Genomic DNA, 17,688 nt, shown 5'->3' with positions numbered 1-17,688 from the left:
CTGGTGCAACCCGATTCACCTCGCATAAAGTAATATCATCCAAGCCGAAGTCCGCCCGCCCCGGCTTGATTCATCTGGACATTGCTGCCCCGTTCCGGCGGTAATCGGAAGGGGAGACGCCAGTCTCTTTTTTGAATATCCGGTTAAAAGACCGGTAATTCTCGAATCCGATGGATTCGGAAATTTCGAAGGTTTTGTGATCGGTGGTGAGCAGCAGCAGCTTCGCCTTCTCGATGCGCAGGCGGGTCAGATATTGAACGAAGCTTTCTCCAACGGCTTTTTTGAACATGGAACTGAAATAGGGCACGCTGTAATTCATTGAAGCAGCCAGTTCCTCCAGCTTGTAAGGATAGCTGAGATCTTCCCGCATATGCTGGATAATCCTTGAAATGGAGGAGTCTATTTTTTTGCCGCCCTCCTGCAGCTGTTGAAGCTTGTGGAAGTAGGCGCAAGTCGTGTCGTGTACGGAGCCAAAGGTTTGGCACAGCTCCAGCTTTTTGCGCAGGGCCGCTTCCAGCTCCGCACCGCCTTCGGCTCCGATGACGGTATGGCTCATGTCCAGAAAAACTCTCAGGTACAGGGACTTAATCTGCTCCGGTTCCCAGCCATGCTCTATGGCCTGGCGGAATAAAGAGCTGCGTTCCTGCTCCAGCGCGGCAGCGCTCAGATGCGGCTCCAGCAGCGCCTTCTTGAGCACCTTGCTCCAGAACCGGCTCACCGGTTCCGGGATGCGCTGAAAGAAAGCGAACTGTTCCCATTCCTCAATGGCAATGCTCTCATCGGAGCGGTAAAAGAAAGGGTAGGGGGCTGAGGCTAAACGTTTGAGCGCCTCCGGCCGTCCCCGCAGTCCTTGCTCGAATCTGCACTGGAGGGCGAAGCATTTCATTTTGAGATTCGCGGCAAAGGACTCCAGCACCTGCTCCAGAAACCCGGGGCGCTCCAGCTTCAGGGCATCGGTATAGACGGCCAGGAAACGCCCTTTGTCGAGCGCGATCACCTTGTGTGCGCCTATGCCGCCCAGCAGTTCCTTCAGCACGTTGACGCCGGCGAACTGCCACAGCTTCAGTTCCTCGATCTGGCCGATCGGGAAGCGCAGGGAGCCCCGGTCCAGCTCCAGCAGCAGCACCTTGAACCGGCCTTCCTGAACCGGGAGCTGCGATTCCTCCAGCGTGCGCAGCCATTTGGCTTCAGCTGCAGGATTCAGCAGCATGTCCAGAAACAGGCTTTGCTCAATCTCAACTTCGCTCAGCCGGACCTGCTGTTCCAACTGGAGCTGCTTTTCCCGCGTTTCATCAATCGAATGAACCTGGGAAGCCAGCTGCTCCATCGTCCTGGTCAACAGGCCGGGATCAGAAAGGCAGTCATCCTTGATCAGGTAGGAGGCCGCTTTCAGATGAATGGCCTGCTGGGCGTAATGAAAATCCTGATGACAGGTAAGAATGATGATTTGCGGCGGGCGTTCCCCGCTTTTTTCAATTTCCCGGAGCATCTCCAGCCCGTTCATTCCCGGCATCGTGATATCGGTTACGATTAACTCCGGTTTATGCTTCAGGAACAGCTCCAGTCCGTCCTGCCCGTCTTCCGCTTCGCCGACAAGGGTGAACAGGTCGCCCCGCTCTTCAATGAAATGGCGGAATACGGTTCTTGCCGGAATCTCGTCTTCCACGAGGACTACTTTATAGTGGTTCATGTTGCTCCTCCTTCATAGGAACAGACTCAATCGGCAGCGTGATACGGATGGTCATACCTTCTCCAGGGGGGCTGAGGAGCAGAATCTGCGCGGCCTTTCCGAACAGCAGCTTCATCCGCATCCATACATTCTGCAGCCCGATATTCTCTGTGGATTCTTCCCGGAGCAAGTGAAGCTGCAGGGTCCCCAGCGCGGCCTCCTCCAGTCCAACCCCGTCATCGCTCACTTCAATGACGATATGGTTTTGAAGAGAATCGGTAAAAACATGAACCTTAATATGCCCTTCAGCCGTTTTGTTCGGAAGAATGCCGTGGAAGACGGAGTTTTCAATCAGCGGCTGAAGGCTGAGCTTCGGAATCTGCATGCCCCGCAGCGGCTCCTCAATTTCGGCCTCCAGATGGACTTGGCACTTGTACCGCATATTGAGCAGCCCGACGTAATCCGCGAGATAATCAAGCTCTTGCTGCAGCTGCACCGTCTGCTCATAATTTTCCATGGAATACCGGAGCAGTGCAACCAGCCGGCCCATCAGCGTGTTGATCTTTTCATAATCCTTCATCATGGCGAACATACGGATAGTGTTGAGAGTGTTGTACATGAAATGCGGGTTGATCTGCGATTGCAGCGCCCGGATTTCCAGCTTGTGCTTCAGCTCCTCCGAATCATGGAGATCGGCCAGCAGGTCCTGAATGCGGACAGCCATAGTGTTGAGCATCCGGCCCAGGTCGCCGATTTCATTGTTGGCAAAATGAGTGACCCGGGCATCGAAATGGCCTTTTTTGATCGCATCGACCTGCCGTTTCACCGCCTGCAGCGGCCGGTATAACTGATAGCCGAACCCGACAACGCATAGCGCGCCGAGGAACACCAGAATCCCCAGAAAGTAAGCCACGGTTCTGCGGATGATTTCTGCGCTGGCGGTCAGCTCCTTGGACGGTATCTCTGAAACCACAATCCAGTTGTCATAGGTGGATGTCTGCTTGACAGAGACAATGGAAGAGCCGACCGCAAATTGATTCGGCCGGTCCAGCTCTTTCCAGTGCTTGAGAATATTCTGCACCCGCCCGGTATCTTCTTTCGGCTCCAGCCTGCTGGTCGTGGCAATTGTCATCCCGTCATCGGTCAAAAGGGAGATAGACCCCCGGTTGCCCAGCTGAATGTTCTCAATCTGCCGCTGGTATTGGTCATTGCTCATTGAGATCAGCAGCACCCCCTTCAGGTCCTCATACAAGTCAAAGGGGACGCGTGAAATATAATAGGTTGAAGAATCCAGAATCGCAAGGTCCGGCAGAGCGTGCTTGTCCAGGAACAGATTGGCCTTCCCTGAGGACAAATAGGCTTCGATCAGCGGCCGGTAGGGAGAATCCTCAAGCATGGCCGGGGCTTCCGTGGACGAGAGGACTTCCCCCGTAATGGCTGAATACACCTGCAGTCCCTCCACGTTCCCAATAACCGCCGAGGCGTTGCTGAGCACGGAGATCAGTTCTTTTTTACGGACAACCTCTTCGAAATATTGGGCTGACGGCGACACCAGAGCGCTCTGAATGGAAGAAATGCGTGAATACTGCTCGCTCAGCTCCCGCAGCCTGGTCATGGTTAATTCAATCCGGTCCACGACCTGGTTGACGAGCTGGGCGTTCAGGCGGTTTACCTGTTTCTCCACAGTATTACTGGAGACGCTTACAGAAATAATGGACAAGACAATCAGAGGAATTACTGAAACGGCGAGCATCACCAGAATCATTTTAAAATAAAAGCTCCGGCGCAGAAAGCTGAAGAAGGTTGAACTCACAGAAACCACTTCCGTTACTTGGTTTTAGGCTGGGGATGGCAGATAAGCTATCCTGTAATTATTATAGTACATTGAAGGATGGCTATGGAACACAGATTCCGGCGGATCTTAAAAACGGTTACACATTGGCGCGAATCCGGCATGTTCACAAGATACGCTGTCTTCTATAATCCAAAGTGTAAGGACGATGTAAACGCAAACAATACAAGCAAACGGGGGATGACAATGGATTTCAAAAGAAAGCTTGTACCGCTTGTGGCAACAGCGGCATTGATGGTAACCACACTTGCAGGCTGCTCCGGCAGCAATAATTCCGCAGCGGGAAGCTCTGTTTCACCGGAAGGAACCGCTAAAACAGAAGCCGGCAGTCAAAAGGCCAGCATCAAGGCGATGACCATACTTTTCGGGAACCCGCCTGCAACGGAAAACAACAAAGCCCTGGAGGATCTGGAGAAGCGGGGCAATGTGGACCTGGATGTGACCTTCGTGCCGTCCGAGGCTTACACGGACAAGCTCTCCGTAGCCGTATCGGCAGGCAACTCCTATGATTTGCTGCTGATGGATGGGGGAAAGGACGACAAGTTCAGCAACCTTGTGAAGATGGGGGCCTTCCATGATCTGACTCCTTATATTGAGAAAACTAAGAATATCAGCCAGATCGATGATACAGTCTGGAATGGAATCAAAGTCGATGGCAAGTTATACGGAATTCCCCGGCCGCGGGGCCTGTATGGCGGAGGGGAAGCCAATATTCTGATCCGCAAGGACTGGCTGGACAAATACAACCTGGCTGTACCGAAGACAATGGATGAGCTGACCAATGCCCTTGCAGTTTTCAAGGAAAAGGACCCGGCGGGCGGGGGGAAAACCATACCGTTCTCGATCTACGCTGTAGATGGCATCAACAGCCCTGGACCATTTGCCGGTGTAGCGCCGATTCAATTCGCCTTCGGCGTCCCGAATATCTGGAAGCTGGATAACGGGAAGGCCGTCCGCGACTTTCAGACGCCCGAATACAAAGCTTTTCTGGAATGGCTCAAGGATTCCTGGAGCAAAGGGCTGATTGATAAAGATGCGCCGGTGCTCAAAAATCAGGGGCAGGCGCGCAGCAAGTTTTTGGCCGGTACGGCAGGCGCCTTTGTGGGGAATGTGAGCGATATGGCTGAGACCAATATTGAAAAGCTGAAGCAGACTGATCCGAACGCCGAAATCGCCATTGTCGATGTTCTGGAAGGTGCCAACGGGCAAAAAGGTGTCGCGGTACTTGGCGGATACTACGGCCTGTGGGCCATTCCAAGTTCTGTAAAGGAGGACAAGGTTCAGCAAATTGTGGATTTCCTCGATTTCTCAGCCTCCGAGGAGAATGTAGCGTTCTCCAAAGCGGGAGTGACCGGAATCCATTCCAGTGATTTTAAAGAGGGTATTGCTGTGCAGACAGAGGAACAGAAAAAACAGTACGATTTGGATAAACCGAGCCAATTTGTGCTGGAAAACAGAGTCGACCCTTACGTATATGCCGGCTCCAAGGATCCGGAGATTCTGAAGGCTCAAAAGGCTACTTTGGATGTCATCAGCAAGGCTGGAATCGAAAATCCGTTCCTCAGCTACAACTCGGCAACCGCGAGCAAAAATCCGGACAGCTATAAAAAAATGAGCGCCGTGATGACGAAGTATGTGCTGGGCGAAGGCACTTGGGATGATGTGCAGAAAGAAATTGATGCCTGGACGAACGGCACAGGTGCGCAGATTACCAAAGACCTGCTGGACCAGTACAATGCAGAGCATAAATAAGTAAAACTAAAGATACACAGAGGCAAAGAAGGGGGCACTCCCCTTTCTTTTGCCCATGGATAAGGAGGTTTGACCTGTGCAGAGAACTTTGCGTCCTAAACGTTTCAATCAATTGTGGCCCTTTTACTTACTGGCGGCACCGGGAATGCTCTATTTTGTAATTTTCCATTACATCCCGATGTCGGGATTGGTGCTGGCTTTCAAGGAATACAGCCCGTTTAAAGGCATTATAAACAGCCCATGGGTGGGGCTGGATAATTTCAGACAGTTTTTCGGAACTTCCGATTTCTATATTTTGCTGAAAAATACACTGCTGATCAGCTTGCTGAACCTGGTTATTTATTTTCCCTTTACGATTATTCTGTCCCTGCTGCTGAACGAACTCCGGCTGAAGGTGTTCAAGCGGGTGTCGCAGACCATAGTATACCTGCCTCACTTTTTGTCCTGGGTGGTTATTTACGGGATTACCATCTCCTTCTTCGGCCCTTCGGGAGTGATAAATCACTACTTAACCGAATGGTTTGGCGGTAGCGCCAATTTTCTGGTCAGCAACGAATGGTTCCGGCCGCTGGTTATTTTCCAGTCGATTTGGAAGGATGCAGGGTGGGGGACCATTATATTCCTGGCGGCGCTTGCCGGGATCAACCCTGAACAGTATGAAGCAGCCAAAGTGGATGGCGCGAACCGGTTTCAGAATATCTGGCATATTACGCTGCCCGGTATCAAAAGCACTATCGTCATTTTGCTGCTGCTCCGTCTCGGCTCATCCATGGATTCCAACTTTATGCAAATTTTCCTGATGACCAACAGCCTCAACCTGGATGTCTCCAATGTGTTCGATCTGTTCGTCTATCATATCGGTCTGGAGCAATTCAACTACAGCTTCGCGATTACGGTAGGCATGTTCAAATCCGTTGCCAGTCTGATCCTTGTCCTCGGGGCCAACTATGCGGCAAAGCTTCTTGGAGAAGAAGGCATATTCTAGAACTAGAACAGGAGTGGTGACGTTATGAAGCTGCGCGTAACATGGTTTGACAGCCTGATTGTAGTGATTATCTGCTTGATCAGCTTGCTGGTGATATTGCCTTTTCTGTACATTATCGCGGTATCCTTTAGTCCGCCCGGCGACTCGCTCGCAGGGAACTTCTTCATCTGGCCCAAGCATTGGACGCTGGATGCCTACTCTTATCTGCTGAATGCGGATACCTTCCTGACTTCGGTCAGAAACTCTGTTGTGATTACGGTGATGGGAACCCTCTTAAGTCTGTTTGTATCGATTACGCTGGCGTATGCATTGTCCAAAAAGTTTTTGCCCGGCCGGCGGATTATACTGCTGTTCATTTTCTTCACCATGATCTTCCACGGGGGTATGATTCCCAGCTATCTGGTGGTTAAAAATCTCGGACTGATTGACTCTTACTGGGCTGTGGTGCTTCCGGCGGCGTCCAGTGCTTTTAATATCATGGTTATCCGCTCTTTCTTCCAGAGCCTCCCTGAAAGCCTGGATGAAGCGGCCAGAATTGATGGTGCAGGTGAGTTCAGAATTCTATATTCGATTGTGCTTCCGTTGTCCAAACCGATTATCGCGACATTTACGCTGTTCTTTATGGTGCAGTTCTGGAACGAGTTCTTTTCCGCCGTTATCTACTTAAATGATACATCGCGCTGGCCGATTCAGCCGCTTCTCCGGCAGATGGTGGCGATCAGCGCCTCCAATATTTCGGCAGAGGCCGCAGTGGATGCGCAGCTGGCCGCTAATCTCGGACCCAATGTACAAAATGCTGCAATCCTGCTGGCGATGCTGCCGATTGTAATCGTGTACCCGTTCCTGCAAAAGTATTTTGCCAAAGGAGCCATGCTGGGCTCAATTAAGGAATAAATGCGAATAAGCTCCGCTGGACAAAAAGGTGATGATCCAATGACTGTTGGTTATAAAGATTTGCGGCACAATCCCGCTTACACAAGACCGCAGATGTCAGATGAAGAATTCTTAAGAACGATGCTGGACCTGGATAGACCGGAGCTTGCAGAAGCAGCCGCCAAGCTGCATGAGGGCAACGTCTCTGGGGCAAGGGATGCCTATCTGGAGGTTATCGCATCCGGTAACACCGGAAGATATTACTTTGATGTGAGAGATGTTCCCGGCCTCAAGGCATACGCGGTGAACAGCTACAGCCAAGAGGAGGAAGCCAAGCAGGACATTGCTGAGGCCGATCGGATTGCCGAAGGTGATATCCCGCTGTTCAAAGGCAAAAGAGTGGTTTTCCCTAAGGGAACCTATGAATGGAACAGCTGGCTGTACGATAGCTCGCAGTATCAGCTGCATCTGACGCGGTTTGTCTATGTCAAACGTCTGGCCAGAGCATACGCGCTGACCGGCGATGAGAAATACGCCAAATGCTTCAATGATATGATGAGCCATTTCATTGACGATAACCCGATGCCGGTGGACGGTACCTTCCGGGCCGAGCATTCCACCTGGGACCCTCTTTCTGTCGGGGTGCGGCTGTTTATGCTTCCGGAAGCTTTCATTACGTTCTTCAGTTCTCCTTCATTTGAGCCTGAAGTCAAGCTGAAGCTGATTAAATCCTTCCATGAACACGGCCAATATGTCCGCAAATATCATGCCACTCATGGCAATCATGTCTGCATGCAGCTTCGCGGATTAATCCAGACGGCTCTGCTTCTGCCGGAGCTGAAGGATTCGGCAGAATGGCTGGAATACGGTATGCGTGAAATGCCGGGGTATATCCGGCAGAATGTGTACCCGGACGGTGTGCAGTTTGAAGGCAGCCCCAACTATCATCTGGTTGTGATGCGTGACCTGTATGAGCTGGTGGCGCTGTTCCACAAGCTCGGCATCGCTGCCGGTGAATATCAGGAAATTCTGGAGAACATGTTCGTCGTCATGATGCATTTGCTGGCTCCGGACGGACAATTGGTCAAATTCGGCGATACCGACCAGCAGGTAGCCAGTGAACTGCGCAATGTTATGAGCCTGGGGGCATACCTGTATCAGCGCAGCGATTTCAAGGCCCTTGGACATGAGCGGCTGCCGTTCTCCCTAATCTGGAGAGTGGGGCCGGAAGCTGTGGAGAACTATAATCAGCTGAAGGCGGTAGGCCCGGCAGAAACGGCAGCCTGCTTTCCAGCCGGGGGATATTTGACCTCCCGGCAGGGCTGGAAGCATACCGACATGTACATGGCGATGCGGGCGGGCGTTGGAGTAGGCGGACATGCCCATTCCGATGCGCTCAGCCTGGTGCTCTACGCCGGCGGGCGTGAGCTGCTGGCGGATTCAGGAATGGGGCTATTCGAGTGGGACAAGGAGCGTAAATATGTGGTATCTACGCGGGCCCACAATACAGTGGTTGTAGACGGACAGGATCAGCATGTCCGCAGCTTCCACTGGAATACACCGGCTACCGCTGCCTGCCGGATCTGGGATTTTCAGACGAATGAACAATATGACTATACCTTTGCCAGCCATTACGGCTATACCCGGTATGATGACCCAGTGATTCATTCCCGCAAGGTTCTGTTCGTCAAGAACAGCTACTGGCTGATTGTGGATCTGTTCGAAGCGAAGGGGCAGCACCGTTATGAGCAGTACTTTCATCTGCCGCCCGGCGGAGTGGCGTACGATTGCTTCACCGGGGAGGTATCTACACAACTGGAGGATGCCAATCTGCTGCTGGTGCATCCGTCTGCCGGACAGGAAATGGATCAGCTGTCCGTGGAGCCGGGACTGGTCTTCAAGCAGGGCAATTATTATGATCATCCGGTGGTGAAGCGTTCCTTGACTGCGGCGGGAAGAACCGTCATTGCAACGCTTGCCGTTCCGTTCGGAACCGCAAAACCCAAGGTGAAGGTCGAACGCCTGCCCGCCCGGAGGAACGGGGCAGAACTATCCGCTGCAGAGGCAACCGCCCTGCGTATTGTAATGGAAGACCGAGTGGATGAAATCTGCTTGTACCATAACAGCTTTAACGTAGAGGGATACCTCGATCATACCGGCAATATCATTGCGGAAGCGCTGCTGCCCCGCAAGATCGAGCCGGAAGCATTGGAGTTTGCCGGTGCCGCCTACAGCCAGGATGTTATTGTTATTCCCAGCCGAACAGTATAGCTGGGCTTAATTTCAGACACACCCATTCCGCTAAGGAGTGGGTGTTTTTTGCATTCTCATGGGCGAGATGCCTCTGCTTGGCTTAGGCGGGCGAACTGGCGGGATGAGAGGTAAAAGTAACTGCACCCGGCTCTAACTTTACCGGTTTCCGCCGGATTTCCGATGGACAAGCTGCGGAGGGTTTCAATATACTGAAGGAAAGTATTGGATGGGTACGGAAAGCGGCCGTTCAGCTTATGTTGTATCCGGTAAAGGAGATTATAAGGATGAGTACAAACATCGCACACCGCAGGCTGGCTAACCAGTTGATCAACAGCCCGGACTCTTTTGAGCCGGAGGAAGTTGTCCGGAGACTGGGTGCGCTTCAGGCGCAGGATTATCTGCAGGCAGTATGGGCGGTCGGCCTGCGCACGCCTTCAGCAACGCTGGCCGGGGTTGAACGGGCCATCGCTGAAGGGAAGATTGTGCTGACCTGGATACTCCGCGGAACGATTCATTGTGTGCCGCCGGAGGATGTGAAATGGCTGCTTCAGCTGAGCGGGCCCCGTCTTCTCAAGCAAGCTGTGCGGAGAATGGCGCAATTGGAGCTGGATGAAAGAACGCTGGAGCGGTCAAAAGAAATCATCTATAACGCACTCACAAACGGCGGAATTATACGGCGACCCGATATGCTTGCACTGCTTGAAGGCGAAGGCATCCGCACCGATGGGCAGCGGGGCTATCATATTTTGTGGCACAGCGCGTACAGCGGTCTGATCTGCTTCGGCCCCCGGAGCGGCAAACAGCAGACCTTTGTCCTGCTCGACAAGTGGGTGGAGCATTCCCGGGAGCTGTCCTTCGAGGAATCGCTATCGGAGCTGGCCTTGCGCTATTTCACTGCCCATGGACCGGCGACCGTCAAGGATTTGGCCTGGTGGGCCGGAATCACGCTAACGGAGGCCAGGGCAGGGCTTGACGCAGTAAAGTCTGAACTCATAGCTGAAACCATTACAGGCACTGAGTACTGGATGCCGGCGGCACCTGCGGCCGAGACACAATTCCCCTCTAAAGAGGTTCATTTGCTGCCGGGTTTTGATGAATATATTCTTGGCTACAATGACCGCAGTGCTGTGCTTGAACCGGAGACGGCACCGCGCATTGTCCCTGGCAATAACGGTGTATTTCTGCCGACGATTGCCGCAGGCGGCCAGATCCTCGGCACCTGGAAACGGACCGTCAAGCCAAAGGGCGTTGAGCTGAATTTCAGCCCGTTTGAACCGCTGGAACACAAATGGGAAGAGAAGCTTATGCAGGCCGCTGAACGGTATGCCGCCTTTTTAGGACTCCCTGTGTTAAAGACTGTATTTGAAGAAGAGCACACAGCCCGATGACCCAGTTGTTGGAGGTGTAACGATGGGCGAATTCAGTGAAAGCTGCCATCTGCGGCCAGCCGGCCGGGACGAGGTTGTGAAGCTGCTCCGGGCTCCCGGAAATACTGGCAATTCTGAAGTTATATAACCGGCGTTCCGCAGCCATATTTCTGGCATCTGGAACGTCTTTTTGCTGGTTTGGCCGCCTGGTCCGCAGTAAAAAGGTAGAAAGGCAAACTAACCAGGCAGGAATAATCTGGGCGGACATCGAATAGTTCCGGTTATCAACACAACTCAACTTTTCCATACATAAGAGGGGTTATGCCATGCTGAGAAAAAACAAGATATTGTTCCTGATTGTGACGTTTGGTTTGATTTTTCTGCTCCCTTTGATCGGCAGCTTGTCCAAGTGGAAGGGGCTTCCGCCCGGCTATGGCGATTTTCCCGCACAAAAAGTGGAGGCAGACCCCGGCTTCAACCTGCTGTACTTTTCCCTGGCTTGTATTGTCGCACTGGTAATTACGCTGATTCTGGTTTTTCCCCGCTGGTTTGGCTTTAAAAAGATCAAGGAGGAGCCTGCCCCGAAAGACGGTGCAACCCCATTCCCGGTCTGGTTCTGGTGGAGCCTGCCTGTGCTTGCTGTGAGCTGGTTCCTGATGTGGGCACGGGTCAAGCTCGTCATTTCCCTCGAATATTACACCTTTGTCCCCTTATGGTGGTCATTCATTTTAATTCTGGACGGGCTGGTGTACAAAAGAAATAAAGGTGCGTCCATCATTTCACGCAAGCCTCATCTCATGCAGCTGCTGGCTGTGGTGTCCTGCTTCAGCTGGTTTGCTTTTGAATTTCTGAATTTTTTTGTGATCGAGAATTGGTATTACCCGAACGATAAAGTATTTTCCAACTTCGGCAATGTGTTCTGGTTTTCCCTCTCCTATACAACGGTGCTCCCTGCAATCTTTGAGTGGTACCTGCTGCTCAAGACCTTTGGTGCATTCAGGAACCGCTATAAAAATGGCCCGAAATTTAACGTCTCCCGGACATTTCTGATCCTTTATTATGTGCTGGGGCTGATTTTGGCGTTTGGTATGGGGTATTATCCTTATGTGCTGTTCTGGGTGCTGTGGGTAGCGCTGGTCCCGATGCTTTCTGCCGCCATGGCGCTGGCCGGTTTCTGGACGCCTTTTACTCCGGTCAAGAACGGGGACTGGTCGAGCGTCATTCTGATTGGACTTGCCACGCTGTTTAACGGATTTTTCTGGGAGTTCTGGAACTTCGGAAGCGAGTGGTTCCATGATTCCCTGCCGACCAATCCCAACTACTGGAAATATTCGGTCCCTTATCTGGACAAAATTCATATTTTCTCCGAGATGCCGATACTGGGCTATTTCGGGTATCTCTTTTTTGGACTGAACTGCTGGATTATCTGGCTGATTGCCGCCTATATTTTTAAATTTAATGCGGATATTGATGTGACGGGAGATCAGAGCTAAAGGTGGAGTGGGTATGGTTGCGTTGGGCCAATATGAGATAGTGGAAACAATTTCCGATCAATATACAAAATCCATTTACAGAAGCATCGACCCCTTATCCGGTGAATCGGTCATCCTGAAGGTTCTTAAGTCAGAGTTTAGCGGAACTGAAGAAGTGATGCGTTTTAAGCAGGAATACAAGCTCCTTATGGAGCTTAGTGCAAGTATACCGGGTGTCATCAGGCCCTGCAGGCTGGAGGAGCAAAACGGCTCTTATGTAATGGTGCTGGAGGATATCCGCGGCCGGTCACTGAAACGGATTATGGCGGAAGACCCGCCGGATCAGGAGGCGCTGCTGCAGCTTGCGGTGAGGATCGTAGATATTTTGGGGGCGATTCATGAACGGAGCGTCATCCACAAGGATATCAAGCCTTCCAATATCATCTGGAACAGGGAAGAAAACCGTGTACAGATCATTGATTTTGGTCTTGCCGTGAAGCTGTCCAGGGAAAAACGGGATTACCAGAACAGCGGTGTGCTGGAGGGGAGCCTGCTGTATATTTCACCTGAGCAGACGGGCAGAATGAACCGCAATATCGATTACCGCAGCGATTATTACTCCCTCGGAGTAGTCCTCTATGAGATGATGACGGGAATGAAGCCTTATGATGCCGATGAGATGCTGGAGCAGATCTACTCCATTATTGCCAAAGAAGCTGTACCGCCCCATAAGACAAGTGGAGGCAGGGTCTCAAAAAGTCTGTCGGCGGTGATTATGAAGCTGATGGAGAAGTCCTCGGAGGACCGGTACCGCAGCGCATATGGCATAAAGGCCGACCTGATGAAATGTCTGGCTGGCCGGGAGAGCTTTGTGGTTGGTGCCGAAGACCGGATGAACATCTTCCGGATTCCGCAGAAATTATATGGGCGGGAGCAGGAGCTTGGACGCCTTGTGGAAGCTTTCCGCCGGAGTGTCAGGGGCAGCTCGCAGCTGATGCTGGTGACAGGTGAGGCCGGTGTGGGCAAAACCGCTTTGGTGCATGAACTGCACCGGCACATCAGCCAGGAGAAGGGTCTGTTTGCGGAAGGAAAGTTTGACCAGTACAACCAAAATATTCCCTACAGCGCACTGATCCAGGCTTTCCGGCGGATGATCAGCCAGCTGATGGATAGTCCCGATGAGGAGTATAAGGCGCATATCCAGCGGTCCTTAACCAAAGCGCTGGACGGAAATGGCAACCTGATCGCCGCTCTTATCCCGGAGCTGGCTGGCTGGATTGGCGTTCAGCCGGAGATGGAGCCGCTGAATCCGGCCGAAGAGACGAACCGCTTCTATCTTACTTTTGCCAGGTTCATCGAAGGGATTACCCATAATGAGAGACCGCTGGTCCTGTTTCTGGATGATGTGCAGTGGGCCGATTATTCCAGTCTGCATCTTGTCGGGAAGCTGGTGCTTGAATCTCAGCTGCACAAAGTGTTTATCGTATGCTCTTACCGCCAGCATGAAATCCATGAGGGTCATCCGCTGTTCGGGGTCATCGCTGCCATTGAAAAAAATCACGAGGTTGCCAAAATTGTCTTGAATACATTAAGCGCAGAAAAAGTAGGCTGCCTAGTAGCTGAAACCCTCTATACTACTCCCCTCCGCGTGCAGGAGCTTACAGAAGTGATTTTTAAGCGGACCAAAGGCAACGCCTTTTTTGTAAATGAAATTATGAAGGATTTGTACAAGAACGGTTATTTGTATTTCGATGAGGTTACAGGGGGCTGGAACTGGCAGCTTGAGCAGATCATCGGCTTGCCGGTCAACGACAGCGTTGTGGACTTCCTGATGCTGAAGCAGCAGGAGCTGCCGGGGAACGTGCAGAGAATTCTGATGCTGTGCGCTGCTGTGGGAAATGTATTTGATTTTGGTCTATTGGCGCTGATTGCTGACGAATCCCTTGAAGTGGTTGCCCAGGCCATTGCAAGAGCCGTTGCGGAGGAATTCATAATTCCTGAAGAGCACCGCTATGTCCTGATTTCCAGCTTTCTGGCAGAGCCGGGGGAAGAAGGCCTGCGGAATCTGGATCTCCGGTTTAAATTCGCCCATGACCGGATTCAGCAGGCCTTTTACCAAATGCTTGACAGCGGTGAAAGCGGTGCTCTGCATCTGGCTATAGGCCGGCTGCTGCTGGAGCGGCTGACTCCGGGGGAAGCGGACGGTATTATCGTCGATATCGCCGCCCATCTGAATAAAGGACTGGACAGACTGGTCTCAAAGGAGGATTTCGGTCAAGTCATCGGGATCAATCTAAGAGCCGCCCGGAAAGCCAAGGCAGCTTTTGGGTATGACTCGGCTTTTAAGCTGCTGGAAGTGAGTATAAGCCTCCTTAAGGAGGAGGCCTGGGAAGAGAATGGGCCGCAAACGACGGAAATTTATCAGCTGTATGCGGAATGCGGATATCTGACCCAGCAGGTGGAGGCAGCCGATTCGGCGTGTGCGGTGCTGATCCGGCATACCTCAGACCGGCTTGCCCTCGCCCAAATCTATGAAATGCAGGCTAATCACTATATGTACCTGGGAATGATGAAAGAATCTATTGCGTCGGGCCGGCTGGGGCTGGCTGTAATGGGTGTTTCCATTCCTGCCCGTGTGGGGATGGCGTCTGTCCTGACGGAGCTTGTGAGGATCAAAACCGCGCTGCGGGGCAGAACCGCCGAGAACATATTCGAAGCGGATGAGATGAAAGATCCGGAGATGAAGCTTGTGATGCGGCTGCTGATCAACTTTATTCCGCCAGCCTTTATTTCGGGAGAAACATCCCTGTTTGGGCTGGTCGTTCTGAAGAAGGTGGGACTGACGCTGAAGTATGGAAATGCTCCGGAGTCAGCTCTTGCGTTTATCGGGTATGCGATGCTGCTGTCCGGTTTTGGAGATTCCAAGGGAGCTTTTGACTATGGGCGTTTGGGTATCCGCATTAATGACAAATTCGATGATCTGCAGTGGAAAGGGGCAGCGTATGTATTATACACCTTGTTCTGCCATACATGGACCGAGCCTTGGGACACCCTGCAGGAGTGGTTTACCACCTCTATAGATGCCAGCCTGCGGACAGGAGATTTGCTCTATCTGGCTCATTCCTGCTTCTATGTGAATCTCTGGAATCCGGGGATGGATATTGCGGCGAATCTGCAGGAAAGCTCCAGAATGATCGCCATGATCGAAAAGACCAAATACAAAGAGTCCTTAGCCACCGCGCAGTTGTCCCGCCAATATCTGCTGAATCTGGCAGGGGAGCTGGACAACCGCCTTTCCTTTGACAGCGAAGATTTTAGTGAAGCGTCCTATCTGAGGGAGCTGGAAGCTGCCAAATATTATTCAGGAATTGCTATTTATTATATTTATAAAATGAAGCTTCTGTTCACCTATGAGAACTACAGCGGGGCACTGGCCTGTATTGACAAAGCTTACCCGATCATCGGCACGCTTGCCGGGTCCGCTTTTATGGAGGAATTCGCCCTCTACACCTTCCTGAACTTGGCCTATGCCTATAAGGATTTAGGCGCAAACCGGAAAAGACAGGCCAAAGCCAGAATGCGCAAGGAATACCGCCGGGTCCGTAAGTGGGCCAGACACGCCCCGCAAACCTTCCGCCAGCACGAAATGCTGATGAAGGCGGAATGGGCCAGAATCGCAGGCAGGGATGATGAAGCCGGGCAGTATTACGATTGTGCCATCGAGGCCAGTGAGCAGAGCGGCTTCGTGCGGTACAAGGCGCTGACCAGTGAGCTGGCCGCCCGTTTTTATTACCGGAAAGACTTCAAGGAATTCGCCGGCTATCTGCTGAGACAGTCAGAATATTATTATTCTGTCTGGGGGGCGAAGGGGAAAATTGCGTTTATTCATGAGCGCTACCCGGATCTGATCAGAAGGATCAGCACCAAGGAGTTCCTGCATGGCCGGACTGTTACGGATTACACAGAAAGTCTGGACATTAACTCCATGCTGCTGGCTTCGCAGGCCATCTCCAAGGAAATCGAGCTGAGCAATCTGCTGGAGGCCCTGATGGAAATCGTCATCAAAAATGCCGGAGCGCAAAGAGGCTGCATCCTCATGACCTCTAAGACGAACCTGCTTGTGGAGGGCGAATATCGTCCGAAGGAGGACAAGATTACTGTAGCTGTGCATGACCGGACCAGATACGATCATCTGCCCTATGCGATTCTGAAGCAGGTGGAAGAGAGCCGTGAGAGTGTGATCTACAACGACGCGTTTTCTGAAACTCCATTCGTCAATGAACCTTATATTGTAAAACACCGGCCTAAATCGATGGTCTGTATGCCGCTGATCAACCAAAACAAGACCATTGCGGTCATTTATCTGGAAAACAACCTGGTGACAGGCGTGTTCACTAAGGAGCGGATGAAGATTATCAATCTGCTGTCCCGGGAGATGGTCTTTTCACTGGAAAATGCGACGCTCTATTCGGAGCTGGAGCGGTCGGAGGAGAAGTACCGCGAGCTGGTCAATAACATGCAGGACGGTATTTTTATTACCCAGGATTTAATCTGCAGATATGTCAATGAGGCTTTGGCGCAGATGCTCGGTTATGAGACCGAAGAAATGGTGGGGCAGCCTTTTGAGCAATTCGTCAGTCTCCCGGAGCGGGAGAAGGTGACACATTATTATACCCGCCGGGTGGAGGGGAAGCAGGCCCCTTTTGAATATGAAACGAAATTAATGCATAAGGATCAGATCCGTGAGGTGATTGTCATCCATAAGGTCACACGGATCAACTATATGAACCGGCCGGCTATACAGGGCACCGTCAAGGATATCACGGAACGGAAAAAGGCGGAGCAGGAGCTGCTGCGGCATAAAGAGCATCTGGAGGAGCTGGTCGCCGAGCGCACCAGGGAGCTGGAGCTGAACAATGAGGAATTGAATAAGTACATTGAGCTGATCGAACAGATATCCATCACCGATGAGCTGACTGGCCTGTACAACCGCAGATATTTCAACAAGCTGTTCCTGGAGGAAGTGGAGAAGGCGGGAGCGAACAAGCGGCATCTGACCTATCTGATGCTGGATATTGATTATTTCAAAAAATACAATGATACCTATGGCCATTATGAGGGCGATTCGGTATTGCGGCGGGTCGGAACCCTGCTGCAGGAGCTGGCGGCACGTGCCGATGGGTATGCCTTCCGGCTCGGCGGTGAAGAATTCGGTATCGTCGTCAGCGGCTTCACCCCCCGTCAGTCGCGTGAATATGCCGAGAGCATCCGGAGAAGCATTGCCGACCTGCGGATAGAGCACGCGCTTAGCACGGATTATGGAATCATTACGGTATCAATTGGTGTCGCTGCCGTCTATGTGGACAATGTCCGTGAAGAGGATATTTACAAGCTTGGCGATGATGCCCTGTACCAATCCAAAGCCCAAGGCAGGAACTGCGTAACGATGTTTCAATAGCCTGAAG

General features: G+C 52.0%; 9 protein-coding genes. 7 read left to right on the top strand and 2 right to left on the bottom strand.

The window, feature by feature from the left end:
• Positions 1 to 70: 70 nt before the first annotated feature.
• Entirely contained in the window at positions 71 to 1,690 is a 1,620-nt protein-coding gene (locus PRIO_RS21305; RefSeq protein WP_020430704.1) for a helix-turn-helix domain-containing protein, read from the bottom strand.
• Positions 1,677 to 3,482 carry a sensor histidine kinase gene (locus PRIO_RS21300; RefSeq protein ID WP_020430702.1) on the bottom strand — a complete coding sequence of 602 codons (1,806 nt, stop codon included), beginning with the start codon at positions 3,480 to 3,482 and terminating at the stop codon, positions 1,677 to 1,679. The genes PRIO_RS21305 and PRIO_RS21300 overlap by 14 nt, the downstream gene beginning before the upstream one ends.
• A 225-nt stretch (positions 3,483 to 3,707) precedes the next feature.
• Here PRIO_RS21300 and PRIO_RS21295 point away from each other — a divergent pair, with 225 nt between their 5' ends.
• The 7 genes from PRIO_RS21295 to PRIO_RS21265 all read left to right on the top strand — a co-directional run bounded on the left by PRIO_RS21295 (position 3,708) and on the right by PRIO_RS21265 (position 17,681).
• Positions 3,708 to 5,273 (top strand): extracellular solute-binding protein, encoded by a 1,566-nt coding sequence (locus tag PRIO_RS21295; RefSeq protein ID WP_167345650.1) that lies wholly within the window; start codon positions 3,708 to 3,710, stop codon positions 5,271 to 5,273.
• Between the two features lie 76 nt (positions 5,274 to 5,349).
• Positions 5,350 to 6,258 carry an ABC transporter permease gene (locus PRIO_RS21290; protein WP_020430697.1) on the top strand — a complete coding sequence of 303 codons (909 nt, stop codon included), beginning with the start codon at positions 5,350 to 5,352 and terminating at the stop codon, positions 6,256 to 6,258.
• 24 nt (positions 6,259 to 6,282) lie between these two features.
• Positions 6,283 to 7,152: a carbohydrate ABC transporter permease gene (locus tag PRIO_RS21285; protein WP_020430695.1), complete on the top strand. Its 870-nt coding sequence runs from the start codon at positions 6,283 to 6,285 to the stop codon at positions 7,150 to 7,152.
• A 39-nt stretch (positions 7,153 to 7,191) separates the two neighbouring features.
• On the top strand, positions 7,192 to 9,402 hold the full coding sequence (locus PRIO_RS21280; protein WP_020430694.1) for an alginate lyase family protein: 2,211 nt from the start codon (positions 7,192 to 7,194) through the stop codon (positions 9,400 to 9,402).
• Between the two features lie 266 nt (positions 9,403 to 9,668).
• A complete protein-coding gene (locus PRIO_RS21275) occupies positions 9,669 to 10,772 on the top strand; it encodes a winged helix DNA-binding domain-containing protein (protein ID WP_020430692.1) in 1,104 nt (367 codons plus the stop codon).
• 305 nt (positions 10,773 to 11,077) lie between these two features.
• Complete coding sequence (locus tag PRIO_RS21270) at positions 11,078 to 12,244, top strand: cytochrome c oxidase subunit II (RefSeq protein ID WP_020430689.1); 1,167 nt, start codon at positions 11,078 to 11,080, stop codon at positions 12,242 to 12,244.
• A gap of 13 nt (positions 12,245 to 12,257) precedes the next feature.
• Positions 12,258 to 17,681, top strand: a complete 5,424-nt coding sequence (locus PRIO_RS21265; RefSeq protein WP_046504607.1) for a diguanylate cyclase — start codon at positions 12,258 to 12,260, stop codon at positions 17,679 to 17,681.
• The last annotated feature ends 7 nt before the right edge of the window (positions 17,682 to 17,688 follow it).

It is taken from the genome of Paenibacillus riograndensis SBR5 (genome assembly GCF_000981585.1).
Lineage (GTDB): Bacteria > Bacillota > Bacilli > Paenibacillales > Paenibacillaceae > Paenibacillus_AQ > Paenibacillus_AQ riograndensis.
The sequence above is the reverse complement of the archived record's forward strand: the minus strand, read 5'-3'. Positions and strand labels throughout refer to the sequence as shown.